Here is a 25,287-nt window from a genome sequence, read left to right on the forward strand (position 1 = left end):
TAGCCACTTACACAGAAAAAACCCCTGATTTCTCAGGAGTTCTCTTATATGAGTCTACTATTATTCTGTTTCTAAATTAATATGCTTCACATTTTCAATCGGCTGACCGAACCACTTTGATGCAATTTCTTTAAACAGACCTATTTTACCAGTCGTTAAGAAGAGGTGATCACTTTGTTCTTCTCCCTCATTTAACATCTTACTATGGTATAAAATCGTGCTTACCTCACGCGCTGTTTCATCACCCGAACTAATTAATTGTACTTGATCCCCCATTACCTTTTTAATAACAGGACCTAGAATCGGATAATGTGTACACCCTAAAATAAGTGTATCAATGTCAGTACTTTTCAACGGTTGCAATGTTTCTCTTACAACTTCATACGCCATTTCACTTTCGAAATTCCCACTCTCTACAAGCTCAACGAAAGGTGGACAAGCTAAACTTTCTACCATAACACGGTTATTAATAGACTTTAGCGCCTCTTCATAGGCACCACTTTTTACTGTTCCAATCGTTCCAATAATCCCAACATGATACGTATTTGTCACTTTTAAAGCTGTACGTGATCCTGGATGAATAACTCCAACTACTGGAATTGGTAATTGTTTCTGCATTTCTTCTAATACAACCGCAGTTGCTGTATTACACGCAATAACTAACATTTTGATATTTAAATCTAATAAATGCTCCGTCATTTCCCACGTAAATTGACGCACTTCTTCACGAGAACGCGGACCATAAGGGCAACGTGCTGTATCTCCTAAATATATAATACGCTCTTTCGGCAACTGACGAATTAATTCCTTCGCTACTGTTAAACCGCCCACTCCTGAATCAATAACACCGATCGCTCTATTCAACTTAATCACCCGTTTTCTCATTCATCATCTTATTTTATCCCGCGTTAACGGGCAGTAAAACTCCCACCTCAAAATTCGGCTGCAGCAAAGAAGTTCGGCGGGAGATCCACTGCCCGTAAACGCCCGATTGGTGAAGGCTAATAATCAGCGGGGGATGAACAAAACCCCCACTGATTAAAGTTTCACTTTATGTTTATCAGTATATTTTACACACTTTAAGTTCGCTAACTTAAAATGCCCCTGTATAAAATTTTTCATTTGTACCTGTATAGACCAGGACCTTTTTTTATTTTGCTCCTTTTTTTCATAATTTGCAAGACAGAAAAACAACCGACCTTCTATATGAAAGTCGGTTTCTTCTATATAAAATGCTCATTCAAAATAAAACTCCCGCTACCTTTATTAATAGCGGGAGTTTTATTTCTATAATTTATTCATAGCTCTTTTTATAGCCTTACCTATTTCCGCACTAGACTGCGGATTCTGTCCTGTAATCAAACGTCCATCTACAATTTCCCCAGCTTAAAATCACTTAGTAATTAACGCTTTCAATTCTTCAGGTGTTAAAAAGGAACCATTCATGCTTTTTCTATGGAGCATCGCATGGCAATTAGGACAAACTGGAATCAAATCATTCACATAATCCACCTCATACTCATTTCCTATTTCACTAAGTGGTATTTTATGATGAACATGAATGAACCCTTTCCCTAAAGCACCATATTGCTTTTCAAAATCCATATTACAAACATGACAATAACAACCATGGTGTTCAATACATTTCCTTCTTGCTACAGCACTACGTTCGTACTGATTAACGATTACTGTTTTTCGATGTCCTTCCACAATAGATAATTGTTCTGGCACTTCATCCGGATAAACTGATTTTGAACAATCTTCATTAAAGCACTGTTCAATATAGCTTAGTAAATCAACTTTTGACTCTAATTTCATTGGACCTTGAATATTACCTAACAATCCGTTTTCCCTTAACTTTTCAAAAGCTAAATCATCAGACTCAATCTGTTGCTGTAAACACAAGCGCATAAATCTTTTTGTTTTTGCCTTTTGATAATCTTCTTTATCCACCCAAAATCCATCATCATCGTTAACGTTTTCCCATGATATATTTACATCTTCCACAATACATTTAAACTTTATTTTCCCTATAAATGCCGAACAATAAATGTAAATAACATCCCCGATTTCGTGATTTGCACTTTGGCTCCAATCAATATAATCATATTGATTAAAAGCACTTACTACATCATATTTTTTCGGGTTTGCTGAAATTATCCACTTCATATCCTTGACCTCTTTTTATATTAACTATAACAAATAATAGTCAAGTTTGACTGATTTTTGATATAAACCACATCAAGACATTCAACCATCACTTCGGTTCTTCGAATATGTATGTTATATCAATCGTTCCTTTTATATATGAGACATTATTATCATTCATATAGAGCATGAAACAAACAGAAAAACAGCCGACCTTTTGTATAAAAGTCGGCTGCTTTCTTATAGTTCGAGCTCTCCCATGCGAAGAAGCTCAACAACTGCTTGTGAACGTCCTTTAACCCCTAGCTTTTGCATTGCGTTTGAGATGTGGTTGCGTACTGTTTTTTCACTTATAAAAAGTTCACCTGCAATTTCCTTCGTCGTTTTATCTTGAACGAGTAATTCAAATACTTCTCTTTCTCTCTTTGTGAGTAACGGTTTAGATTGATACGCTTTTTCCTTCAACTGGTATAACCCTCCTTGCTTAAGCCAGAGCTGTATATGTGTAAGTTGGGTGTTTATTTAGTCAAGATATTGTATGAACGAAATGTGCAGGTGGTGAATGAAAATGGGCTTTATTTCTTATGTTATTTTAGACTTTTATACAGTGCGCACACTCTTTTTATCCACTTATTTTCCAGTACGCCATATTTGTTCCAGCAATATACTTACAACAGTACCTACAAACAAACCATTACCAAATATATATTGCATAACAGAAGGCAATGATTGAAGTGCTCCAGACGGTAAAAACATAATGCCGCAGCCAAACAATACCGCAACTCCTAAGATCGTTACATTCCGTTCGCTAAGTGGCACTTGTTTTATATTATGAAATCCAATCCCAATAAGCTGCACGAACGAGGCCATTAATACCGCAGATGCGACCGCGGATGGCAGAGAGGCTAAGTAGCGGATAATACTTGGAAATAGCGACATAACGACTAATAGTACACATGCAAATAAGAATGAACGCATGTACTTTTGATTTGTTAAACGTATGAAACCTGCCGTTGCTGGTAATGGAACGACACCTACAGTTGAAAATACGGAGGAAATTATATGCGAAATCCCTCCGATCCACGTACCATCCTTCAACTGTTTTTGTTCAATAGCCGCTTTATGAATGGTAGCTTGATTAATCGCTATAATAGCTGCCACTGTATTTGAAACTAAAATACATACCATAACGAAACTTGATACAGCCATACCTGTATTCCATTTTGGAAGTCCCCAAGCAAATATATGTGGAAGTTGCACAAAATGAGTTACTTGAGATGGAATCGTCACTTTTCCTGCAATCAAAAAAATAATCCACCCACTAATTAGTCCTATTAAAACCGCATAACTTTTAACAAAACCTTTTCCAAAATTGGAGAGTATGACCACGAACAAAAAGATGCCAAAAGCGATCAACGCTGTAAATCCATCGATTTGAGAAACAGTAGCTGTAATTCCTAACATCCCTTTTAAAAACACACCACTTAATTGCAAACATAATAGAAGCAAGAAAGTCCCTGTAACGAGCGGCGTAAATAAAAATAAAATACGTTCTATAAAACCAGTTAGCCCTAATCCTATTAAAATAACTCCGGCAACCATCATCCCTAATTCTAAAATTTGCAACGTACTATGTAATTGATCTTGCCCTACAGTTGCATAAGCTAGTACGGTAAATACACCAACCCAAGATCCAGCTGGTCCATCAGCAATCGGAAGTTTATGTCCAATCCATCCTTGTAAAAAAGAAGATATACCAACTACGAAAAACGTACGCTGCATTAAATAAAATACTTCTTCCGTCGTAAGATGAAATAATCCGCCAACGACAATTGGTAGCGCGATTGAGTTTGCTAATAAAAAAATAAACCATTGCAAAGTTCCCATAATATGATTTTGATTATGTTGATTGTCCAAACTTTTCATCCCTTCTAGCTTCCTTATAAGGAAATATAGTGCTTCCCTGCTTCTACTGAATAAAAAAGAAGAGTTCTATTTTTACAATTAGAACCCTTCTCAAAACCTCTAAACGATTCTTCTATACGAGATTATCTAATTTCACTTGATTTAAATCCCCTGCAACAACATTTCCTTTATACATAACTACACTCTTCTCTGTTTGACGCGCTACCGCTTCAGCGGCGCATGTTGCATTCGTTAAAACAAAACTTGCCTCATCCCCTACATTCGGCCATACTCGTTTCCCTTCATTATTTAACGTTTCTTTCCCTCTAGTAATAAAACGAAGAGCTTTCCCTAAAGACCTTTCATCACTCCAACCAAATCGTTCTGCCAATCGATTTGCCTTTTGAAGCATATCACCTGTGCCGAACGGAGACCAATGATCTGTAATACTATCATTTCCTAATGAAACTTTAACACCTTTTTTATCTAGTAACGGAATTGGGATTACTTGTTTACCGATTGGAACGGTTGAAGTGATATCAATCTTTAATGCTGCTAGTCTTTCTGCCACTTCTTCAGCTTCTTTATCAGTAACACCACCAAGTCCAAGCGCATGACTAATTGTTACACGACCTTGCCATCCTGCTTCTTCCGTTAGACTTGCCAATCTCTTCATTGTAAACGTTCCAAGATTATTCGCATCGTGCAAATGAATATCAACATCCGCATTAAACTCTACCGCAATGTCCATAATCGTATGTAATGATTTTTCAATATCATTATCTACTGTAGCTGGGTCCACTCCGCCAACTAATTGTGCGCCCATACGCATCGCATCCTTCACAAGTTGCATAGAATTACTGCGCAATAATCCATGTTGCGGAAAAGCAACTATTCTACCAGACAACCGATCTTTATATGTTTCTAAAGCCGCTAACGTCTCCTCTAAATTACGAAGTCCAATAACCGGATCCACATTACAATGCGTTCTAATATTTGTTGCGCCATTTCGAAGCAATAACTCTAGCATATTTTCCGCCCTGTCTTGAGCAGTTGCTAATTGCTTTGGTAAAATCGTTTTTTCTTCGTTAAAACGTGTAAAAATATTTTCTGCTGGCATACAAGCTTTCCAAGGCCCACTATAATATGTTTTATCAATATGAATATGCATCTCTTCAAAAGCTGGTAAAACTAATAAACGATTAGCATCAAAAGTTAACGTTCCTTCCTCTTGGGCGATTCCCGATATAATTCTTTTAATTCTTCCATCTTCAATAAGAAGACTGCATATCTCAGTTTCCGTTTGTGAAATTTTCGCTTCTTCATATGTATAACCTGTTTCAAGCTTTACATTAGTCAACCAATACAATGTCATTACTATTTCCCCACCTTATAATAGAAAATACGTCACACCCTCATTTTCATTTTAATACCGACTGAAAATTAAGACAATTAATACACTATATTGTTCCTTCACAAAAAAATGTAATATAACCTAATGGTCTTCTCATAAATTTCCATATAGAATAAAAGTACACTGTATCACTCATACATAACAGCGGTGATATGAAAAGGAGAGGATCATTATATGTCGAAGAAATTATGCAAATCCGAAACTGACAAAATGTTATTTGGTATATGCGGTGGTTTAGGAGAATATTTTGATATTAGTTCTACTCTCATTCGTATTATTTGGGTCATTGCTATTTTATGTTTTGGAACGGGTTTTTTAGTTTATCTCATTTGTTTATTACTCATGCCACGTTCTTACTAATATTATCCTGATTAGCAATACTCTTTTCACTATACTTAAGCAGAACATACAAATTGAAAAAACGCCTATAGAATCTTTTTCTATAGGCGTTTTTTCATGAAGAATATTTCATCGTTAAATGTAATACCGCCACTTCATCCTCTTCATTTTTATAACTATGTTTCTTATTCGCTTCAAATTGAATGGAATCAAACTCATTTAGCACGTACACATCGTTCTCCACTTGAATAGAAACTTTCCCTTTCATTACTGTTACAAGCTCAATTGCTCCTTCATGATGAGCTTCAGGTTCATATATACTATTCGCTCTTAAACAAGCTCGGTGCATTTCCATCCCCGTTTCTTTCGTGTAACGGAACATCGTTTCTAAGTGCCACGCTTGTCCTACATCTACTGCAAAGCCTTCTCCGCAGCGCGCAACAGCTACAGGCTCTCCAACAACCATCAATCTCGATAAAGGGATTGATAACCCTTTCGTAATTTTCCAAATGACAGCTAATGTTGGATTCGTTTCACCTCTTTCGATCTTTCCTAGCGTTAATTTACTAACACCTGTCTTTTGGGCTAAATCTTCTAAACTTAATTTTTGTTCATTTCGAATTTGTCTTAATAACTGACCTACTTGCTGAATTACTTCTTTTGTTTGCATATCTTCATTTTCTTTCATATATAAAAACCACCTTAAAATATAAAATAGTTTACTTTTATTCAATTTAAGTATATTATACTATACATAAATACTCAATCCCGAAAGGAGTACCATACTTCATGCGCGCAATACTACTAGGTCTTTTATCATCGGCCTTTTTTTCTGCAACCTTTATTATTAACAGAGCAATGAATGTATCTGGAACAAGCTGGGCTTGGACTGCTTCCTTCCGTTTTCTATTTGCTCTCCCTATTTTATTCCTTATCGTTTTATTTCGCAAAAACTTAGGAGTTTTATGGGAAGAATTAAAAAAACATCCATTTGTATGGATCGGGTGGGGCTCGGTCGCTGGCATCGGCTTCTATTCTTTATTAAGTTTCGCAGCTGTTTTTTCTCCAGCTTGGCTCGTTGCTGGAACTTGGCAAGTTACGATATTAGCAGGTTTACTTTTATCACCATTATTTTTCGTTAAAATAGAAACGAAATCAGGTACAAAACTTGTACGTGGAAAAATTCCACTTCGCAGTTTATATGTAGCATTATTTATTTTACTTGGTGTAATTTGTATGCAAGCGACTGCAGCAGGTCATATTACAATGACTCAGTTCATCTCGGGATTTTTACCTGTCGTATTAGCAGCTTTCTTATATCCGTTCGGTAACCGAAAAATGATGGAACTTGTTGGCGGGCGTCTTGATACATTCCAACGTGTATTAGGAATGGCAATCGGAAGTCTCCCTATTACAATTCTACTTGCTATATATGGATTTTCCACTACTGGTATTCCATCGTCAAGTCAAATGCTTCAAGGATTTTTGTTAGCATTATGTTCCGGAGTTATTGCGACGATGACATTTTTCTTTGCTACCGACTTAGCAAAAGACAATCTTGCTTTACTTGGAGCTGTTGAAGCAACACAAGCTGGAACGATGGTCTTTACTGTGCTTGGTGAGATTATTTTCTTAAATGGTTCATTCCCTAGCGGTCTGTCACTGATTGGGATGATTATTATAATGTTAGGAATGATCGTAAATAGTGTTTTAAACCGCTCTGTTCCAGTCATTAAACAAAAAAAATCAGCATAAAAATAGATATGGTTCTTCTTCATAGAACCATATCTATTTTTATTGTCTCCCTATTTCGCCTTATCAGAATAGTATTTCATTGGCTATTTATACTAAAACCTATGTTATAATACGTTTCATGTGCATTATTAGGAGGTAAATTATGTTAAAAAAAGCAATTGCTGAATTTATTGGTACATTTGTACTTGTATTATTCGGAACTGGAGTAGCTGTCATTGGCGGCGGAATTGAAGGAATTGGAACATTAGGTGTCGCTATGGCTTTCGGATTATCTATCGTGGCTATGGCATATAGCATTGGAACAATTTCTGGATGTCATATTAACCCAGCGGTATCAATCGCTATGTTCATTAACAAAAGAATGAACGCTATGGAACTTAGCTATTATTTATTAGCTCAAATTTTAGGTGGTTTATTAGGAACTGCAACGCTAGTAACAATTTTACGATCTGCTAAATTACCTTTAGATAATTTAGGACAAAATAGTTTTGGAACTCTTGGTTTATCTGGAGCATTTTTAGTTGAATTCATTTTAACTTTCGTATTTGTTTTAGTTATCGTTGCTGTAACAGGTAAAAAGGGAAGTTCTTCTTTAGCTGGATTAGTAATTGGTTTCACATTAGTATTAATTCACTTATTAGGTATTCCGTTAACTGGAACATCTGTTAACCCAGCTCGTAGTATCGCACCAGCTCTATTCGCTGGCGGAGAAGCAATTTCTCAACTATGGGTGTTCATCGTTGCCCCAATTCTTGGTGGTATCGTAGCAGCTGTTGTAGGAAAGTTTATTTTAAATACTGAAAAATAGAATTTTCAATATTTCCGAATAAAAAAAGGCGAGCCCTCATCATGAGGAAGCTCGCTTTTTTATTCTTTAATTTTCGACTTTAAATTTGTAACTAACTGCTGCACCGTTACATTTGCAAGTACGTTTTCCATCGCTTCTTGCGATTGTATTAAAACAATCTCTAATACCGATTGAATATTAGCTCCTACTGGACATTCAATGTTGGGATTTTCATGGAAAGAAAATAGATGTCCTTCTTCTACAACTTCCACAGCTTTATATACATCAAGTAATGTAATTTCATCTAAATCACGAGCAAGTGTCGTACCACCTTTACCAGCTTGTACATCAACAAGTCCTGCTCTCTTCAACATTCCTGTAATGCGACGAATCACAACTGGATTTGTATTCACACTACCAGCAATCCATTCAGAGGTACAGCGAGAGTTTCGATCTATTGCAAGTAACGTTAACATATGAACACCTACTGTAAAACGACTACTAATTCCCATCTGCACACCCTCCTTTTTATTCATTCTATTAAAAGACGACTCTTGTTATTATATACTATTTTTAATTTATACATAAAGAAAAAGCATGATTCCACTATAAAATCATGCTTTTCTCCCATTATTGACGCTTTATAAATTTCGCTAAATCTTTAAACTTCACTTTGTCGGAGTAATTCATTACACCGTTTACGTAGATACGGCTTGTAAGCATATTGACGATAAAAATAGTTACCAATAAAATTACTAATGTTACACTAATTTCTACAGCTCCTGCTTCACCAGCCACAAGTCTTGAAAATGTAACCATCGGTGTAAAGAACGGAACATAAGAGCTAACTACAGCCAATGTACTATTTGGATCAAACAATGACTTAATACTAATAAAAAATGCTGCTATACCTAACATTGTAATTGGGAACGAAAGAGATTGCACATCCTCAATTTTTGATACAACAGCACCAACCGCCGCATATAACATTGCATATAGTAAGTAACCCGTAACAAAATATATAATGAACATACTAATTACTACAGCATCTAATTTAGAAAAGTCTAGTGTGAGTCCCATTAAAGCTGCGTTTTCTAAATCTACCCAACCTAATAAATATGGTACAAGAAAACCGCACGAAGCAATAACAAGTAATAGCAAAGCGCTAGAAACAATTGCTAAAATTTTGGCATGTAGCATTGTTAATGGTTTTACTTTCGGAAGCATTAACTCCATAACACGAGATGATTTTTCAGATGCTATCGTCATCCCAATTGAAGTTCCAAACACAATAATAAACATATATAAAGCGAACGAAAAAACATAGCCAATCCCAAATGAGGATGCATGATCCTTTACCGCCTCTTGCTTTAACGGAATTTCCATCTGTAATTGCTTTGCGACTTCTGCAGATACATTATTTTTTTCGATCATTACCGTCGTATATTGTTCTTTTAAATAACTCGCCATAAGTGTAGCCGTTGATTGGCTCGGAAAACCGCTGTACATATACGTCACTTCTGGAATATCGTTCTTTTCTGTAATACGGAATAGACCGTCTAAATCCCCATCTTCCACTTGCTTACGTAACTCATTAAATTTATCTTTATTTTCTACAGTTACTTTAGCAGAAGGAAGTAACTTTGTTAAATCACTTTCTTGTACTTTATAAGTATCGCTTTCGGTTACTACGACAAATTTATCTTTCCCTTTGTCGTTATCAGAAGTAAAATGTGTGAAAGCCATAATCCCAAACACAACCAAAAATAAAATCGCACTCGTAATTAATGATTTTTTAGATAAAAACGCTTCCCTAAAATAAAATGAAAATACATGATAAAATTTACGCATCTTTATTTCGCCCTCTCTACAAAGATTTCGTTCAACGTTGGCTCTAGCATTTTAAATTGTCGTAAGCTAATACCTTGTTCTTGCAATTGTTGCAAAATCTTTAGAGCTTCTGCATCGTCTTGTACTTTTACATAAAGAAGGCCTTGTTGTTTTTCATACGGGACATGTATAGCCTCTAATCCCTTTTCATTCTCTGCTATATCTTCAATCGTTAAATTACGAAAACCGTATTCTTTCTTAATATCACTTAACTGTCCTTCTACAACTGCTTCGCCTTTTTTCAAAATACATACATGTTGGCAAAACGCCTCTACTTGCTCCATACGGTGACTTGATAAAATAATTGTCTTTCCGCTCTGTACTTGTTCTCCAATAATACTAGCTAGCATTCCAGCATTAACTGGATCAAGTCCGCTAAATGGTTCATCCAAAATAAGGAGTTCTGGATCATGAAGAAGAGCAGCTATCAATTGAATTTTTTGCTGATTCCCTTTTGAAAGTTCTCCAGCCGTTTTAAATTTATATTTTGGAATTGCTAAGCGCTCTAACCAGTGATCAATTGCAAGATCGACTTCTTTTTTCGTCATTCCTTCTAATCTACCAAAATATCGCAACTGATCTATTACTCTACTTTTTGTATATAGTCCTCTTTCTTCTGGTAAATATCCAATTGTTACCCCGCTATGACCTAATGATTTTCCATCCCACGTAATAGAACCTTCATTTGGCGTTAATAAACCTAGTAACATTTTAATTGTCGTTGTTTTTCCTGCACCATTTCGGCCAAGTAACCCTAACACTTCACCTTTCGGTAACGAGATTTCCAAACCATTAACTGCTTTAGATTCTCCGAATATTTTTGTTAAGTTTTGAATTTGTAAACTCAATGTATAAAGCCTCCCCTTTAGTATCATTCGTACCCTCTGTTAAAGCCTATGATTGTTCAGAATGAAATATAGTACTATATTTCATTCTCTTATATGTATCACTACACCTAACCCATCATTTGTTTCATTTAGTTAAAATTGTAAATAAAAATCCTGTTTTTGTCAATTATAATTGTCATTACGACAATAAAACTTGTCAAAATAATTATTATTATTTAACTCATCTTTCTAATATAGGACAAACTACTACATATACAAAAGACAATATGCAAATGTTCATAAAAAAAATATCATATTTTAATATATAATATTAAATGATTTTCTAACATCGAGGAGGATACATATGAAGATGAAGAGGGGTATTACCACTTTATTATCTGTAGCCGTTCTTTCCACATCGCTTGTAGCATGTTCAGGAACAGCTGAGAAAACAGTGGCAAAAGAAGAGAAAGTACAATTAACAGACCAGCAATTAATGGCTGATTTATGGTATCAAACAGCTGGCGAAACGAAAGCACTATACTACCAAGGATACAATATTGGTCAATTGAAGCTTGATGCAGCTCTTGCAAAAGGGACAGGCAAAAAACCTGCTATCGTACTTGATTTAGATGAAACTGTTTTAGATAACAGTCCTCATCAAGCAATGAGTGTAAAAACAGGAAAAGGCTATCCTTATAAATGGGACGATTGGATTAATAAGGCTGAAGCTGAAGCTCTCCCAGGCGCTATTGATTTCTTAAAATACACAGAGTCTAAAGGTGTAGATATTTACTACATCTCAAATCGTAAAACGAATCAACTAGATGCAACAATTAAAAACCTTGAGCGCGTAGGGGCTCCTCAAGCGACGAAAGAACATATATTACTACAAGACCCGAAAGAAAAAGGAAAAGAAAAACGTCGTGAGCTTGTTTCGCAAACACATGACATCGTCCTATTCTTCGGTGACAACTTATCTGATTTCACTGGTTTTGATGGGAAATCTGTAAAAGATCGCAATGAAACAGTAGCAGAATCAAAAGCACAATTTGGTGAAAAATTCATCATTTTCCCTAATCCAATGTATGGTGACTGGGAAGGTGCTTTATACGATTATAATTTCAAAAAATCAGATGCAGAAAAAGACAAAATCCGTCATGAAAACTTAAAATCATTTGATGCAAAATAACAAAGAGGATGGCTTACGCCATCCTCTTTTATTGCATATTTCTTGTTAAAGGCAAGATAAACACTTCAACACGTCTATTTTTCGCTTTTCCTTCAGGCGTATCATTTGGTGCAATTGAATGATATTCTCCGTAACCAACTGCACTAAATTTTTCTGGTTGCAATTCTTTATTTTGGAGTAACACCTGCATAAAATTAACTGCACGCTGTGTACTTAACTCCCAGTTTGATGCAAACTGAGCATTTGCGATAGGAACTGTATCTGTATGACCCGACACTGTAATTTCACGAGGTGATGCCGACACAAGCAGGTTAGACATCTCTTTTGCAATCCCTAATGATTCCAACTTCACATCTGCTTTCCCTGAGTCAAATAATACATTTTCTAATATCGTCACCATTAATCCTTTTTCAGTTAAATCCGTTTTAAACGAAGAAGATAATTGCTTTTCCTCAATATACTTGTCAATACTTTGTTGTACTGCTTTTAATTCATTCATTTCTTGCTTTTTCACTTCAGCTTCAGCATCTTTTTTGATTTTCTCAGATTCCAAACCACTTGCCGATAGCTCTTTTTCTTCTTTTGGTTTTTGATCACTTAAAAACTCTTTATTTCCTGTTCCACCTGCTAGTTCACTTCGAAAAGCTACTGCCATCTGTTTAAATTTCGCAGCATCTATACTACTCATTGCAAATAAAACAATAAACAGCGCAAACAACAACGTTAGCATATCAGAATACGGGATTAACCAAGTTTCATCGATATGCTCGTCATGCTTTTTCCTTTTACTTCTTCTATTCTTCCTACTCCGCATTCTTTTCCGCTCCTTTTTCTAGCTTTTTACGCTCAGTTGCAGAAAGCGCACCTAAAATGCGGTTTTTCATAATAAATGGATATGTACCTTCTTGTAACATTAATAAACAATCAATAATTAAACGTTTCTTCTCTAATTCAGCAGCAGACTTTTGCTTTAATTTATTTGCAAATGGATGCCATAATACGTAACCTGAAAAAATACCGAAAATCGTTGCAATAAACGCACCTGAAATAGCATGTCCTAGCTTTTCAATATCAGTTAAATTTCCAAGTGCAGCTACAAGACCAATAACAGCACCTAAAACCCCTAATGTAGGTGCATATGTACCAGCTTGCGAAAAAATAGTAGCTCCTTTTGCATGTCTTTCTTCAATTGCTTCTAATTCGGCTTCTAAAATTTGTTCTAAGTCTTCTGCAGATACACCATCAATCACAAACTTCATACCACGCAAGAGAAATTCATCTTGAATTTTATCTAATTGTTGTTCTAAAGACAGAATACCGTATTTTCTACTCTCAGATGTCCAATGAACAAATAATTCTAGTAACTGTTCATAACTTAAATCTTTTTTATTTGAACCAAAAAGAACTTTAAATAATTTTGGAATCCTTTTTAGTTGATTCATTGGAAAGGCAATACATACTGCAGCAAATGTACCAACAAAAATAATTAATGCTGCTGCAGGATTAACTAAGGCCATTACGTCAGCGCCCTTGACGACCATTCCTACTACTACTGCCAACACTCCTAAAATGACTCCAATAATTGTTGCAAAATCCATTCCCATTCACTCCTAGTCTATACAAGAAGTCCTTTATTCTCCATAATCGTTACATCTCCTTATATGTATATATTACATAAAAAATGAATCACATGAAAGATAGGAAATGAATTATATAAAAAAAATACTACAATTTCACACATTTTCTGACATTTTCTTTGCATTTCTATTACGTTATGACTCTTATATTTCTTTTTCAATAAACTAGACTTATAATAAAAACGATACATATTTTATTAAGAAAGGACAGTGATTACAAGGTATCATGAAAAAGATAATACTTATTTCTGCCACTACTATTGTAATCGGTATCACATCTTTCGCTTACTTTGGTTCTAAATCACCACTGCAAAATGAGGCGAAAGCTGTCGAAAGTCAAAAACATAGTAACCATCCAAAAGAAGAGATTCCTGCTTTTCCAAAAGCTGATCATAATGCAAAGAAACTAGATGATAATTTTTCCGTTGTAACAAACCCAGATTCTGCTCTTGTATTAGTCAATAAACATCGTAAATTACCAGATGGGTACATTCCAGAAGATTTAACGAAACCGAACGTACCATTTACTAGTCCAAAAGATAAAGAGAAAACATTACTTCGCAAAGATGCTGCAGACGCTCTTGAAAAAATGTTCCAAGCAGCGAAAGAAGAAGGTTTAGAACTTACAGCAGTTTCAGGTTACCGTTCTTACAAACGCCAACAGTCATTACATAATACATATATTAAACGCCAAGGAAAAGCTGCGGCTGATTCGGTAAGTGCAATTCCTGGAACAAGCGAGCATCAAACTGGTCTAGCAATGGATATTAGCTCAAAATCTGCTAAATTCCAATTAGAACCAAGATTCGGAGAGACAGCAGAAGGAAAATGGGTTGCGGAACATGCCCATGAGTTCGGATTTGTCATTCGTTATTTAGAGGATAAAACAGAGACAACAGAGTATTCATACGAACCGTGGCACTTACGCTACGTTGGCAATCCATATGCCTCATACATATATAAGCACCACCTAACATTAGAAGAGGCAACGAAGGACAAAAAATAAGAGAGCGAATCGCTCTCTTATTTTTCTTTTATTCTATTATTGTAATAATTTCTTCCATTCCTCAGGCCACGGTTCGCCTCTTCCAGTTCTTTTCGATGCTTGGACCATCATACCGCGTCCAACTAAACAAACTTCCCCCTCTGCATTTTTGACCATATAGTGTAAATCTAAAGAGGAGTTCCCAACCGCTCCTGCCTTTACATATATTTTCAACTGCTCATCAAAATAAATTTGTTTAATAAAATTGCATTGTAAATCTGCAACAACGATCATCGTTTCTGAAGATTCATGTGTCCATTCTTGCATAAATCCAAGTTCTTTAAACAATGCGATACGAGCTTCTTCAAAATATGTAAAAGCAACGACATTATTTACATGTCCAAACATATCTACTTCACCAAAACGAACTTTGACAGGATTATAAAATGAAAAACCACTTTCCCATTGCTCAAAGTCTTCAATATAAGAAATTCTCTTCATCGTTCCCTCTCCTTTTCGCCCTTAAAATAAACAGAATAAACAGAAATATAAAGTTATAAATATTGCCTCTTCAACATGAAGAGGCAATATTTATTAATAGTTATTGTCGCTACCAAAGAAATCTTTGAACGATTGAATTGTTGTATCACGGTTTAATGCTGCAATTGAAGTTGTTAATGGAATACCTTTCGGACATGATTGCACACAGTTTTGAGAGTTACCACAGTTTGCAAGTCCTCCATCACCCATAATTGCACGCAAGCGATCTGCTTTATGCATTTCACCAGTTGGATGCGAGTTAAATAAACGCGCTTGTGAAAGCGGTGCTGGTCCAATAAAGTCAGACTTACTGTTTACGTTCGGACATGACTCTAAGCAAACGCCACATGTCATACATTTCGAAAGTTCATATGCCCATTGACGCTTTTTCTCTGGCATTCTTGGACCTGGTCCTAGGTCGTACGTACCGTCGATTGGAATCCAAGCTTTAACACGTTTTAACGCATTAAACATACGGCTACGGTCAACTTGTAAGTCACGTACAATCGGGAATGTCTTCATCGGCTTTAAGCGAATTGGTTGTTCTAACTGGTCAATAAGAGCTGTACATGATTGACGTGGTTTTCCGTTAATCACCATCGAACAAGCACCACATACTTCTTCTAAACAGTTCATATCCCATGCAATCGGAGTCGTCTGGTTTCCTTTTGAATCAACAGGATTACGACGAATTTCCATCAGTGCCGAAATAATATTCATATTTGGACGATATGGAATTTCAAACTCTTGGTCAAACTCTTGTGCATCTGGTCCATCTTGTCTCGTAATGATGAGGCGGATTGTTTTCTCAGACATGTTGCTTATCCCCCTTCTCTTCACCCTTAGCAGCTACATCATGTTTTGAGGAATAGTCACGTTTACGTGGTTTAATTAATGAAACATCCACTTCTTCGTAATGGAATGCTGGTGCTTTTCCTTCTCCCTCAAATTTCGCCATCGTAGTTTTTAAGAAGTTTGCATCATCACGATTTGGGAATTCTGGTTTGTAATGCGCTCCGCGGCTTTCATTACGGTTATATGCGCCAATTGTAATAACACGTGCTAACTCGAACATATTTGCAAGTTGGCGTGTAAATGAAGCACCTTGGTTACTCCATCTCGCTGTATCGTTAATGTTAATGCGTTTGTAACGCGCCATTAACTCTTCAATTTTCGCATCAGTTTCTATTAACTTTTTATTTTCACGAACTACTGTAACGTTATCTGTCATCCATTCTCCAAGCTCTTTATGAAGAACATATGCATTTTCGTTACCATCAAGCGTTAAAATATTGTTAAATTTCTCTGTTTCGATTAATTCATTTTGCTCATATACAGTAGATGAAACAGCATCAGATGATTTAGAAAGACCTTTCATATACTCAATCGCGTTCGGTCCTGCTACCATACCACCGTAAATTGCTGATAATAGTGAGTTCGCACCAAGGCGGTTACCACCGTGCATAGAATAATCACACTCACCTGCTGCAAATAAACCTGGGATACTTGTCATTTGTTTATAATCAACCCATAATCCGCCCATTGAATAGTGAACCGCTGGGAAGATTTTCATTGGTAGTTTACGAGGATCATCACCTGTAAATTTCTCATAGATTTCAATAATTCCACCAAGTTTAATATCTAGTTCTTTCGGATCTTTATGAGAAAGATCTAAGTACACCATGTTTTCACCGTTAATACCTCGTTTTTGCTCTACGCAAACATCAAAGATTTCACGCGTTGCAATATCACGAGGTACAAGGTTTCCGTAAGCTGGATATTTTTCTTCTAAGAAGTACCATGGCTTACCATCTTTATACGTCCAAACACGTCCACCTTCACCACGTGCAGATTCACTCATAAGACGTAACTTATCGTCTCCAGGAATTGCCGTTGGATGGATTTGAATGAACTCACCGTTCGCATAATATGCACCTTGTTGATATACAGCAGACGCTGCTGTACCTGTATTAATAATAGAGTTTGTTGATTTTCCAAAGATGATACCAGGGCCCCCTGTTGCCATAATCACGGCATCAGCTTGGAAACTTTTTATCTCCATAGTTTGTAAGTCTTGCGCGACGATTCCTCGGCACACACCTTCATCATCCACAACAGCTCGTAAGAAATCCCAACCTTCATATTTCGTTACAAGTCCTGCTACTTCATGACGACGCACTTGCTCATCTAATGCATATAGTAATTGTTGACCAGTTGTTGCGCCAGCAAATGCTGTACGATGATGTTGTGTTCCACCGAAACGACGGAAATCAAGAAGTCCTTCTTCCGTACGGTTGAACATAACACCCATGCGGTCCATTAAATGAATAATACCAGGTGCTGCATCACACATCGCTTTAACTGGTGGTTGGTTCGCTAAGAAGTCCCCACCATAAATTGTATCGTCAAAGTGGATCCATGGAGAATCCCCTTCACCTTTTGTATTTACGGCACCGTTAATTCCACCTTGGGCACATACAGAATGTGAACGTTTTACTGGTACTAAAGAAAATAGTTCAACATTCACTCCTGCTTCTGCCGCTTTAATCGTTGCCATTAAGCCGGCCAAGCCACCGCCGACTACTATAAGTTTCCCTTTCATGCTCTCCCACTCCTTACTGGTTTGCTAGCTGTGGATCGATGAACGCTAATAATGCACTCACACCTACATAAGATAGACCTAAGAAAATAGCTAATGTTACATAAGTAGAGATTCTTTGTGAACGTGGAGATACTGTAATTCCCCAGCTTATGCAGAATGTCCATAGTCCATTTGCAAAGTGGAAAATTGTTGAAACAACACCAACTAAATAGAAACCAAACATAAATGGGTTGTTTAAAATATCTGCCATCATATCATAGTTTACCTCTTTACCTAACAATGCTTGAATACGAGTTTCCCAGACGTGCCAAGAAATGAAGATCAGCGTAACGATACCTGAAATTCGTTGGAAGACGAACATCCAGTTACGGAAATAGCCGTAAGATACCGCATTGTTCTTAGCTGTAAATGCAATATATAAGCCATATATAGCATGGTACAGTATAGGTAAAAAGATGATGAAAATTTCTAGCGCATACCGGAATGGAAGGAGCTCCATAAAGCCTGCAGCTTTGTTAAAAGCCTCTGCTCCTCTTGTTGCAAAGTTGTTTACAATTAAATGTTGCGTCAAAAAGACACCAACCGGGATGACCCCCATTAATGAGTGCCACTTACGAAACGTATACTCGCGGCCTTTCATGTCCCCATTACCCCCTTGAATGTTTGACTGCTGTTTTCAGATTAATTTACAACAATAATGTTTTTTCACTATTGGCATAAGAAAAACTGAAAAAATTATTCAAAATATTTCAGCATAATTTGATTCCAAGTTCATTTTACCCCTATTTTTGTCGAAGCGTCAAGAAAACGTATACATAATTTGCATATAATTTGCCAATTCTTTTTTTTTCTTATATATTCAGATTTCCCCAAAGAAAAATCTGTTTTTATAAATGAAAAATGTTATATAATAATCCCTATAGAAAGAGGGGAATATTGTGAGCAAAAATACAATCGATATAACATCTTTAGAAGATGTTTCATTGAACGCCTTCGCTTATGAATTGCTACGTGAAGAATTACTACCTGATTTAATTGGTAACGATTTAGATGGTATTTTATACTGGGCCGGTAGAAACCTTGCGAGAAAATATCCACTAGAAACAATTGAAGAAGTCATTCAGTTTTTTGAAAAAGCTGGTTGGGGCACTTTAAGCATCATTGAACATAAACGTCGTGAAATGCAATTTCAACTTAAAGGTACACTTATTACTGAGCGTCAAAAACAAAAAAGACATTCATCTTATCAATTAGAAGCTGGATTTATCGCCGAGCAAATTCAAAGACAAAGAAACGTCGTTGCAGAGTCCTATGAGGAACAGAAAAAACGTTCAGACTCTATTACATTTCTTGTTAAATGGGATATAAAAGATCTCATTGAAGTGTAGCATCTACTTACAGTCAACTAGACATATAAGTTTAGTTGACTTTTTTGTATATTCATTTAGGTGTGTTTATTTTAAATCTTCAGAAATTATACCAAAAAACAGAAGACATTGTAAACTACAACGTCTTCTTACCTGTTAAATAAGTATAAATTGTCTCCGCTACATTTTTCGGCATACCCGCTTCGACAAATTCCGATACGGAAGCTTCTTTCATCTTTTTTAATGAACCAAAATGTTTTAGCAATACTTTTTTTCGTTTATCACCGATTCCCGGAATTTCATCTAACGCCGATTGAATAACAGATTTCCCGTGTAATTGACGATGGAATGTAATTGCAAATCGATGTACTTCATCTTGAATGCGCTGCAATAAATAAAATTCTTGGCTATTCCTCGCAAGCATAACAGGCTCAGGCGGATCCCCAATAATTAAATGTGATGTTTTATGTTTTTCATCTTTTACAAGCCCTGCCATTGGAATATATAATCCAAGCTCGTTTTCAAGAACATCACTTGTAGCCGCGAGATGTCCTTTTCCCCCATCGATAATTATTAAATCTGGCAAAGGTAAATTTTCCTTCAATGCTCTCGTATAACGGCGTCTCACAACTTCCCTCATAGACTCGTAATCATCTGGCCCTTGGACCGTTTTAATTTTATATTTCCGATATTCTTTCTTCGCTGGTTTCCCATCGATAAAAGCAATCATTGCTGATACAGGATTTGTCCCTTGAATATTTGAATTATCAAACGCTTCAATACGATAAGGTGTTTCAATACCGAGCTGCTTTCCTAAATGATCTACAGCTTTAATCGTTCGCTCTTCATCACGTTCAATTAAGTGAAATTTCTCTTCTAGTGCAATTTTTGCATTTTTATTTGCTAATTCCACAAGATCTTTTTTCTTCCCACGCTTCGGCTGTGTCGCTTCAACTTCTAAAAAGCGCTCTACTAATTCTGAATCGATACTTCCTGGAACAACAATTTCCTTCGGCTTGAAATGACTACTGTTTTCATAAAATTGACCGATAAAAGTTAAAAAACCCTCTTCAGGTTCATCATATATCGGGAACATGGAAACATCGCGCTCAATTAACTTTCCTTTTCGAACGAAGAAAACTTGAACACACATCCACCCTTTATCAACTGCATATCCAAACACATCCCGATCCACTAAATCACTCATAATCATCTTTTGCTTTTCCATAATTGCATCAATATGAGCAATTTGATCTCGCAACTCTTTCGCCCGTTCAAATTCTAGTTTCTCTGAAGCCTCGTACATCTTCGTTTCTAATTCTGAACGAATTTCTTTATGCCCACCATTTAAGAATTTAATAATTTCATCTACAATTTCTTTATTTTGCTCATCCGTTACTTCTTTCACACAAGGCGCTAAACATTGGCCCATATGATAATATAAGCAAACTTTATCTGGCATATTTGAACATTTACGAAGTGGATACATACGATCTAATAATTTCTTTGTTTCATGTGCCGATTGCGCATTTGGATAAGGGCCAAAATACTTTCCTTTATCCTTTTTTACGTTTCGCGTAATGAGTAAGCGCGGCTGTTTTTCAGCTGTAATTTTAATGAAAGGATATGTTTTATCATCTTTTAATTGAATATTATATTTCGGATTATATTTTTTTATTAAATTCAACTCTAAAATAAGAGCCTCCAAATTTGAGGAGGTCACAATATATTCAAAATCAACAATTTCTCCAACAAGCCGAAGTGTTTTCCCATCATGTGAACCAGTAAAGTACGAGCGCACACGATTTTTGAGTACCTTTGCTTTTCCGACATATATAACTGTTCCCTGCTTATCCTTCATTAAATAACAACCAGGTTGATCAGGCAAAATTGCTAACTTCTCTTTTAAATGCTCGTGCACTCGTCTCCCTCCATTTCTACATGCTTATCATTTTTATTTTCACATAAAAACATACTATGCCAAAACACCCAACATACGTTCTTTTATTGTAACGGAAAGGTTGTAAAAAAGAAAATAAAAAAAGCTACCAAATGGCAGCTTCTTTATTTTAGAAGTGTTTAGAAACTAATTCTACTAACGCTTCTTTCGGTTTATATCCTAACGCTTGATCAACCACTTTACCGTCTTTTAATACGAAAAGAGCTGGAATACTCATTACTTCGAATTGACGAGCAGTTTCTTGGTTTTCATCAACGTCCACTTTTACTACTTTTACTTTCTCGCCTAACTCTGAATCGATCTCCTCTAATACAGGAGCGATCATTTTACAAGGTCCGCACCAAGGCGCCCAGAAATCTAATAATACAACACCTTCGCTAGTTTCAGCTGCGAAGCTTTGGTCATTTGCATTTATAATTGCCATTTTATTTCCTCCTTCAAGTATATTCTACCAAGAGTATATCATTAACTTTTATACGTGGCGAATATTATGTATCGTTATGTATTGTAACAAAAAAATGTTCCTTTATACTATATAAAAATATGGATGAAATACTAAAAAGATGAGAGACAGGGGATCTCTCACCTTTTTCTATATATAGGGGTACTTCACTTGGAACTCAAGGGTACTCAAATCATGAATGTACTTTTAACTTTTTAAACTCTTCTGTTAAAAGAGGTAATACTTCAAATAGATCACCGACAATACCGTAGTCAGCTACTTTGAAGATACTTGCTTCTGGATCTTTATTAATCGCAACAATTATTTTTGAATTAGACATACCAGCTAAATGTTGAATCGCACCAGAAATTCCGCATGCAATGTATAGGTCTGGTGTAACAACTTTACCTGTTTGACCAATTTGTAATGAATAATCACAGTACTCAGCATCACAAGCACCACGAGATGCTCCAACAGCGCCGCCTAGTACGTCAGCTAATTCTTTTAACGGTTTAAATCCTTCTTCACTCTTCACACCACGTCCGCCAGCTATAATGACTTTCGCTTCAGAAAGATCAACACCTTCTGCAGTTTTACGGACAACATCTTGAATGATTGTACGTAGATCTTTCACATCAACTGTAATAGAAGACACATCACCGATGCGAGATTCATCTTTTTCAAGAGTTGCGATATTATTTGGACGTACTGTCGCAAATAATATACCATCTGTTACAATCTTCTTCTCAAATGCTTTACCAGAATAGATTGGACGAGTAAAGATAACATTGCCACCTTCAATTTCTAAAGCAGTTACGTCAGAAATTAAACCAGCTTCAAGCTTCGCTGCTAATTTTGGTGATAAATCTTTACCAAGTGCTGTATGTCCAAATACAATGCCTTCTGGATTTTCTTCAGCATATACAGCTAAAAATGCTTGTGCATAACCATCAGATGTATATGATTTTAATTTATCATTTTCAACTGTCACAACGCGATCTGCACCGTAATGAATCAATTCATTTGCAAAAGAGGCAACGCTGTCTCCAACTAGAAGACCTACCACTTCACCGCCTTCTGCAATTGTTTTTGCTGCTGCTACTGCTTCAAACGAAACGTTACGTAGCGATCCATCACGAACTTCACCCATTACTAATACTTTACGAGCCATAGATTTTCCCTCCTGCATATATAATTTCGTATTTTATTAGATTACTTTCGCTTCTGTGTGGAGCAACGATACAAGTTCTTTTACTTGATCTTGCAGCTCGCCTTGTAACACTTTTCCTGCATCTTTCTTAGGAGGCAAATAGATTTCAATTGTTTTTGTTTTTGCTTCCACATCATCTTCTTCTAAATCTAAATCATCTAATTCTACTTCTTCTAGTGGCTTCTTCTTCGCTTTCATAATACCTGGAAGTGATGGATAACGCGGTTCATTTAAACCTTGTTGCGCTGTTACTAGAATAGGTAATGATGATTCAATTACTTCTGTATCCCCTTCAACATCACGCTCAATCTTCACATTTGTACCATCAATTTCAAGCTTCGTAATCGTCGTTACGTATGGGATATTTAACGCTTCAGCTACTCGTGGACCAACTTGTCCAGATGCACCGTCAATCGCAACGTTCCCGCCTAAAATTAAATCAATTTCTTTATCTTTTAAATATTCAGCAAGCACTTTTGCTGTTGTAAATTGGTCACCATTCTCAACATCATCTTCAATGTTAATTAGTACCGCTTTATCGCAGCCCATCGCTAATGCTGTGCGAAGTTCTTTTTCACTATCCTCGCCACCAACTGTTATAACAGTAACTTCTCCACCTTGTGCATCTCTTACTTGAATCGCTTCTTCAATCGCATATTCATCGTAAGGGTTGATGATGAATTCCGCTTCGCCATCGTAAATTGCACCGTTTTTAATTACGATTTTTTCTTCTGTATCAAATGTTCGTTTCATGAGTACGTAGATGTTCATTCCATTTACCCCCTTATTTTTCAGAAAGATTCTATCAATTTTAAAATTCTGTTAATTTTTATTAAAAAAATAATTGGACTACCTACCACTAAATGAAGGCTTACGTTTTTCTAAAAACGCTGCTACGCCTTCTCTTCCATCTTCACTCGTAAATACTTCACCAAAAATCTGTGATTCACGCTGTACACCTTCATAATAATGAGACGATTTTGTCGTTTGTAATAACTCTAGCACAGCACGAGTTGTTGCTGGGCTTTTTCCAGCAATCTGTTTTGCAATTTTAAGCGTATCTTCTAAAATGGATTCTTCAGAAAACACTCCGTTAACAAGTCCCCATTGCAATGCTTCTGCACCAGTAATTGGTGTACTTGTTAACATCATTTCACAAGCTTTCGCTTTACCAACATAACGTGGTAAGCGCTGTGTACCTGCAAAACCAGGAATTAATCCAAGTGTTAATTCAGGTAAACCAAGCTTTGTACTTTCAGTTACAAAGCGCATGTGGCAAGACATAGCAAACTCAAGGCCACCGCCAAGTGCCGCTCCATGAATTGCCGCAATAACTGGTTTTGAGCATTTTTCAACACGCTCAAACGTAACTTGTCCAAGCTGTGCTAACTCTGTTGCTTGCTTCGCTTCAGTAACAGATGTAAATTCTTTAATATCTGCCCCCGCTGAGAAGAAGCGTCCTTCACCATGTAAAACAACAACACGAATGTTATCATCCTTTTCCACTTGATCGATTAATTCAGTAACGTCATGCATAACTTGTGAAGACATCGCATTAGCTGGAGCATGATTTAACGTCGCCACCGCGATATGATCTTCAACTTTTACAGATAGGAATTTCAACATGATCCCTCCCATTATTTACGATAACCACAAGCTGCAATAAGTAGCCCGTGTACCGTTTTTGAAAGTGCGACCAGATCATACTTATGATCGCTCATTACCCAATTGGTCACAACTTCATCTACTGTTCCAAAGATCATTTGTCTTGCCACGCGAACATTTAAATCCGCCTGAAACTCACCTTGCTTTATACCTGTCTCTAAAATCTCATCCATAACTTGTAAGTAGCCTTTTAATACTTCATTTATTTTAAGGCGCAAGTCTTGATTGGACTGCCTTAGTTCTAATTGCGTAACGATAGCAAGAGGATCATTTTGTGACAACAGCAAGAAGTGCGTTTCTACCAACATGAATAACTTCGCTACAGCGCTTTCAATTCCTGCTATTTTTTGACGAATTGTTTCAACAAATTCTCCCATCTTCTCTTGGAATAAGGATATTAATATATCTTCTTTATTTTTAAAATATAAATAAATCGTGCCATCAGCTACCCCAGCTTGCTTTGCAATTTTAGAAACTTGCGCTTGATGGTATCCATTCTCCGCAATCACAATGACTGCTGCATCAATAATTTGATTGTATTTCGGTCTATTTTTCTTCACTTTACTGTCCCCTTCAAGAAGATGACTGAATGAATAGTCATTCATATTCTTATAATACTGAC

General features: G+C 36.3%; 27 protein-coding genes and 1 pseudogene. 6 read left to right on the forward strand and 22 right to left on the reverse strand.

From position 1 onward, the window contains the following. Positions 1-60 precede the first annotated feature (60 nt). From racE to MHI07_RS21095, 6 genes and pseudogenes are all read right to left on the reverse strand, one after another. Positions 61-873, reverse strand: coding sequence for a glutamate racemase (gene racE / locus MHI07_RS21070; RefSeq protein ID WP_002015338.1), 813 nt, complete (start codon positions 871-873; stop codon positions 61-63). Positions 874-1,287: 414 nt separating this feature from the next. Then, positions 1,288-1,377 (reverse strand): annotated as a pseudogene (locus MHI07_RS21075) (type 1 glutamine amidotransferase domain-containing protein); the annotation flags it as partial. A gap of 15 nt (positions 1,378-1,392) precedes the next feature. Beyond that, entirely contained in the window at positions 1,393-2,169 is a 777-nt protein-coding gene (locus tag MHI07_RS21080; protein WP_016106275.1) for an HNH endonuclease, read from the reverse strand. 219 nt (positions 2,170-2,388) lie between these two features. After that, the gene (gene gerE / locus MHI07_RS21085) at positions 2,389-2,613 is read right to left on the reverse strand and encodes a spore germination transcription factor GerE (protein ID WP_000659484.1); all 225 of its coding nucleotides are present in this window, start codon (positions 2,611-2,613) and stop codon (positions 2,389-2,391) included. A gap of 165 nt (positions 2,614-2,778) precedes the next feature. Then, positions 2,779-4,074, reverse strand: coding sequence for a purine/pyrimidine permease (locus MHI07_RS21090; RefSeq protein ID WP_002199246.1), 1,296 nt, complete (start codon positions 4,072-4,074; stop codon positions 2,779-2,781). A 112-nt stretch (positions 4,075-4,186) separates the two neighbouring features. Then, positions 4,187-5,428: an amidohydrolase family protein gene (locus MHI07_RS21095; protein WP_340826073.1), complete on the reverse strand. Its 1,242-nt coding sequence runs from the start codon at positions 5,426-5,428 to the stop codon at positions 4,187-4,189. Positions 5,429-5,641: 213 nt separating this feature from the next. Between MHI07_RS21095 and MHI07_RS21100 the strand changes: the two genes are divergently transcribed. Continuing rightward, positions 5,642-5,827, forward strand: a complete 186-nt coding sequence (locus MHI07_RS21100) for a PspC domain-containing protein (RefSeq protein ID WP_002160323.1) — start codon at positions 5,642-5,644, stop codon at positions 5,825-5,827. Between the two features lie 94 nt (positions 5,828-5,921). Here the strand turns inward: MHI07_RS21100 and MHI07_RS21105 are convergent, their stop codons facing one another. Further along, on the reverse strand, positions 5,922-6,494 hold the full coding sequence (locus tag MHI07_RS21105; RefSeq protein WP_002015333.1) for a helix-turn-helix domain-containing protein: 573 nt from the start codon (positions 6,492-6,494) through the stop codon (positions 5,922-5,924). A gap of 101 nt (positions 6,495-6,595) precedes the next feature. Between MHI07_RS21105 and MHI07_RS21110 the strand changes: the two genes are divergently transcribed. Together MHI07_RS21110 and MHI07_RS21115 are read left to right on the forward strand one after the other, a co-directional pair. Further along, the gene (locus tag MHI07_RS21110) at positions 6,596-7,561 is read left to right on the forward strand and encodes a DMT family transporter (RefSeq protein WP_002160322.1); all 966 of its coding nucleotides are present in this window, start codon (positions 6,596-6,598) and stop codon (positions 7,559-7,561) included. A gap of 142 nt (positions 7,562-7,703) precedes the next feature. After that, positions 7,704-8,369: an aquaporin gene (locus MHI07_RS21115; protein WP_002160321.1), complete on the forward strand. Its 666-nt coding sequence runs from the start codon at positions 7,704-7,706 to the stop codon at positions 8,367-8,369. A gap of 59 nt (positions 8,370-8,428) precedes the next feature. Here the strand turns inward: MHI07_RS21115 and MHI07_RS21120 are convergent, their stop codons facing one another. From MHI07_RS21120 to MHI07_RS21130, 3 genes are all read right to left on the reverse strand, one after another. Beyond that, positions 8,429-8,860, reverse strand: coding sequence for an Rrf2 family transcriptional regulator (locus MHI07_RS21120; protein WP_002112095.1), 432 nt, complete (start codon positions 8,858-8,860; stop codon positions 8,429-8,431). A gap of 118 nt (positions 8,861-8,978) precedes the next feature. Continuing rightward, on the reverse strand, positions 8,979-10,199 hold the full coding sequence (locus MHI07_RS21125; RefSeq protein WP_002160320.1) for an ABC transporter permease: 1,221 nt from the start codon (positions 10,197-10,199) through the stop codon (positions 8,979-8,981). A 2-nt stretch (positions 10,200-10,201) separates the two neighbouring features. Beyond that, positions 10,202-11,086 (reverse strand): ABC transporter ATP-binding protein, encoded by an 885-nt coding sequence (locus MHI07_RS21130; RefSeq protein WP_340826079.1) that lies wholly within the window; start codon positions 11,084-11,086, stop codon positions 10,202-10,204. A 343-nt stretch (positions 11,087-11,429) separates the two neighbouring features. Between MHI07_RS21130 and MHI07_RS21135 the strand changes: the two genes are divergently transcribed. After that, positions 11,430-12,257 carry a 5'-nucleotidase, lipoprotein e(P4) family gene (locus MHI07_RS21135; protein WP_002160318.1) on the forward strand — a complete coding sequence of 276 codons (828 nt, stop codon included), beginning with the start codon at positions 11,430-11,432 and terminating at the stop codon, positions 12,255-12,257. A gap of 28 nt (positions 12,258-12,285) precedes the next feature. Here MHI07_RS21135 and motB read toward each other — a convergent pair whose 3' ends face one another. Both motB and motA read right to left on the reverse strand, forming a co-directional pair. Continuing rightward, positions 12,286-13,071 (reverse strand): flagellar motor protein MotB, encoded by a 786-nt coding sequence (gene motB, locus MHI07_RS21140; RefSeq protein ID WP_340826083.1) that lies wholly within the window; start codon positions 13,069-13,071, stop codon positions 12,286-12,288. Next, positions 13,061-13,855 carry a flagellar motor stator protein MotA gene (motA, locus tag MHI07_RS21145; protein WP_002112100.1) on the reverse strand — a complete coding sequence of 265 codons (795 nt, stop codon included), beginning with the start codon at positions 13,853-13,855 and terminating at the stop codon, positions 13,061-13,063. Before motA ends, motB begins: the two co-directional genes overlap by 11 nt. Before the next feature lie 265 nt (positions 13,856-14,120). On the opposite strand from motA, the gene MHI07_RS21150 reads away from it, so the two are divergent. Further along, positions 14,121-14,900, forward strand: a complete 780-nt coding sequence (locus MHI07_RS21150; RefSeq protein WP_002160316.1) for a M15 family metallopeptidase — start codon at positions 14,121-14,123, stop codon at positions 14,898-14,900. A gap of 36 nt (positions 14,901-14,936) precedes the next feature. Here the strand turns inward: MHI07_RS21150 and MHI07_RS21155 are convergent, their stop codons facing one another. The 4 genes from MHI07_RS21155 to sdhC all read right to left on the reverse strand — a co-directional run bounded on the left by MHI07_RS21155 (position 14,937) and on the right by sdhC (position 18,661). Next, on the reverse strand, positions 14,937-15,380 hold the full coding sequence (locus MHI07_RS21155; protein ID WP_002160315.1) for an acyl-CoA thioesterase: 444 nt from the start codon (positions 15,378-15,380) through the stop codon (positions 14,937-14,939). A gap of 93 nt (positions 15,381-15,473) precedes the next feature. Continuing rightward, on the reverse strand, positions 15,474-16,235 hold the full coding sequence (gene sdhB / locus MHI07_RS21160; protein WP_002088861.1) for a succinate dehydrogenase iron-sulfur subunit: 762 nt from the start codon (positions 16,233-16,235) through the stop codon (positions 15,474-15,476). Further along, the gene (gene sdhA, locus MHI07_RS21165; protein ID WP_340826089.1) at positions 16,228-18,021 is read right to left on the reverse strand and encodes a succinate dehydrogenase flavoprotein subunit; all 1,794 of its coding nucleotides are present in this window, start codon (positions 18,019-18,021) and stop codon (positions 16,228-16,230) included. Before sdhA ends, sdhB begins: the two co-directional genes overlap by 8 nt. A 13-nt stretch (positions 18,022-18,034) precedes the next feature. Next, positions 18,035-18,661 carry a succinate dehydrogenase cytochrome B558 gene (sdhC, locus tag MHI07_RS21170; protein WP_002015407.1) on the reverse strand — a complete coding sequence of 209 codons (627 nt, stop codon included), beginning with the start codon at positions 18,659-18,661 and terminating at the stop codon, positions 18,035-18,037. Positions 18,662-18,959: 298 nt separating this feature from the next. On the opposite strand from sdhC, the gene MHI07_RS21175 reads away from it, so the two are divergent. Then, positions 18,960-19,409, forward strand: a complete 450-nt coding sequence (locus MHI07_RS21175) for a YslB family protein (RefSeq protein ID WP_002015405.1) — start codon at positions 18,960-18,962, stop codon at positions 19,407-19,409. Positions 19,410-19,524: 115 nt separating this feature from the next. Here MHI07_RS21175 and uvrC read toward each other — a convergent pair whose 3' ends face one another. The 6 genes from uvrC to MHI07_RS21205 all read right to left on the reverse strand — a co-directional run bounded on the left by uvrC (position 19,525) and on the right by MHI07_RS21205 (position 25,225). Next, a complete protein-coding gene (uvrC, locus tag MHI07_RS21180; RefSeq protein ID WP_340826091.1) occupies positions 19,525-21,309 on the reverse strand; it encodes an excinuclease ABC subunit C in 1,785 nt (594 codons plus the stop codon). Between the two features lie 148 nt (positions 21,310-21,457). Beyond that, a complete protein-coding gene (gene trxA / locus MHI07_RS21185) occupies positions 21,458-21,772 on the reverse strand; it encodes a thioredoxin (protein ID WP_000974757.1) in 315 nt (104 codons plus the stop codon). A 211-nt stretch (positions 21,773-21,983) separates the two neighbouring features. Next, the gene (gene etfA / locus MHI07_RS21190; RefSeq protein WP_002160311.1) at positions 21,984-22,961 is read right to left on the reverse strand and encodes an electron transfer flavoprotein subunit alpha; all 978 of its coding nucleotides are present in this window, start codon (positions 22,959-22,961) and stop codon (positions 21,984-21,986) included. Between the two features lie 36 nt (positions 22,962-22,997). Further along, the gene (etfB, locus tag MHI07_RS21195) at positions 22,998-23,771 is read right to left on the reverse strand and encodes an electron transfer flavoprotein subunit beta (RefSeq protein ID WP_002160310.1); all 774 of its coding nucleotides are present in this window, start codon (positions 23,769-23,771) and stop codon (positions 22,998-23,000) included. Positions 23,772-23,849: 78 nt separating this feature from the next. Next, positions 23,850-24,626 carry an enoyl-CoA hydratase gene (locus tag MHI07_RS21200; RefSeq protein ID WP_002088868.1) on the reverse strand — a complete coding sequence of 259 codons (777 nt, stop codon included), beginning with the start codon at positions 24,624-24,626 and terminating at the stop codon, positions 23,850-23,852. An 11-nt stretch (positions 24,627-24,637) separates the two neighbouring features. Beyond that, a complete protein-coding gene (locus tag MHI07_RS21205; protein ID WP_087945806.1) occupies positions 24,638-25,225 on the reverse strand; it encodes a TetR/AcrR family transcriptional regulator in 588 nt (195 codons plus the stop codon). Between the last annotated feature and the right edge of the window lie 62 nt (positions 25,226-25,287).

This window comes from Bacillus sp. FSL H8-0545 (genome assembly GCF_038006105.1).
In the GTDB taxonomy this organism is placed as follows: Bacteria; Bacillota; Bacilli; order Bacillales; family Bacillaceae_G; genus Bacillus_A; species Bacillus_A cereus_U.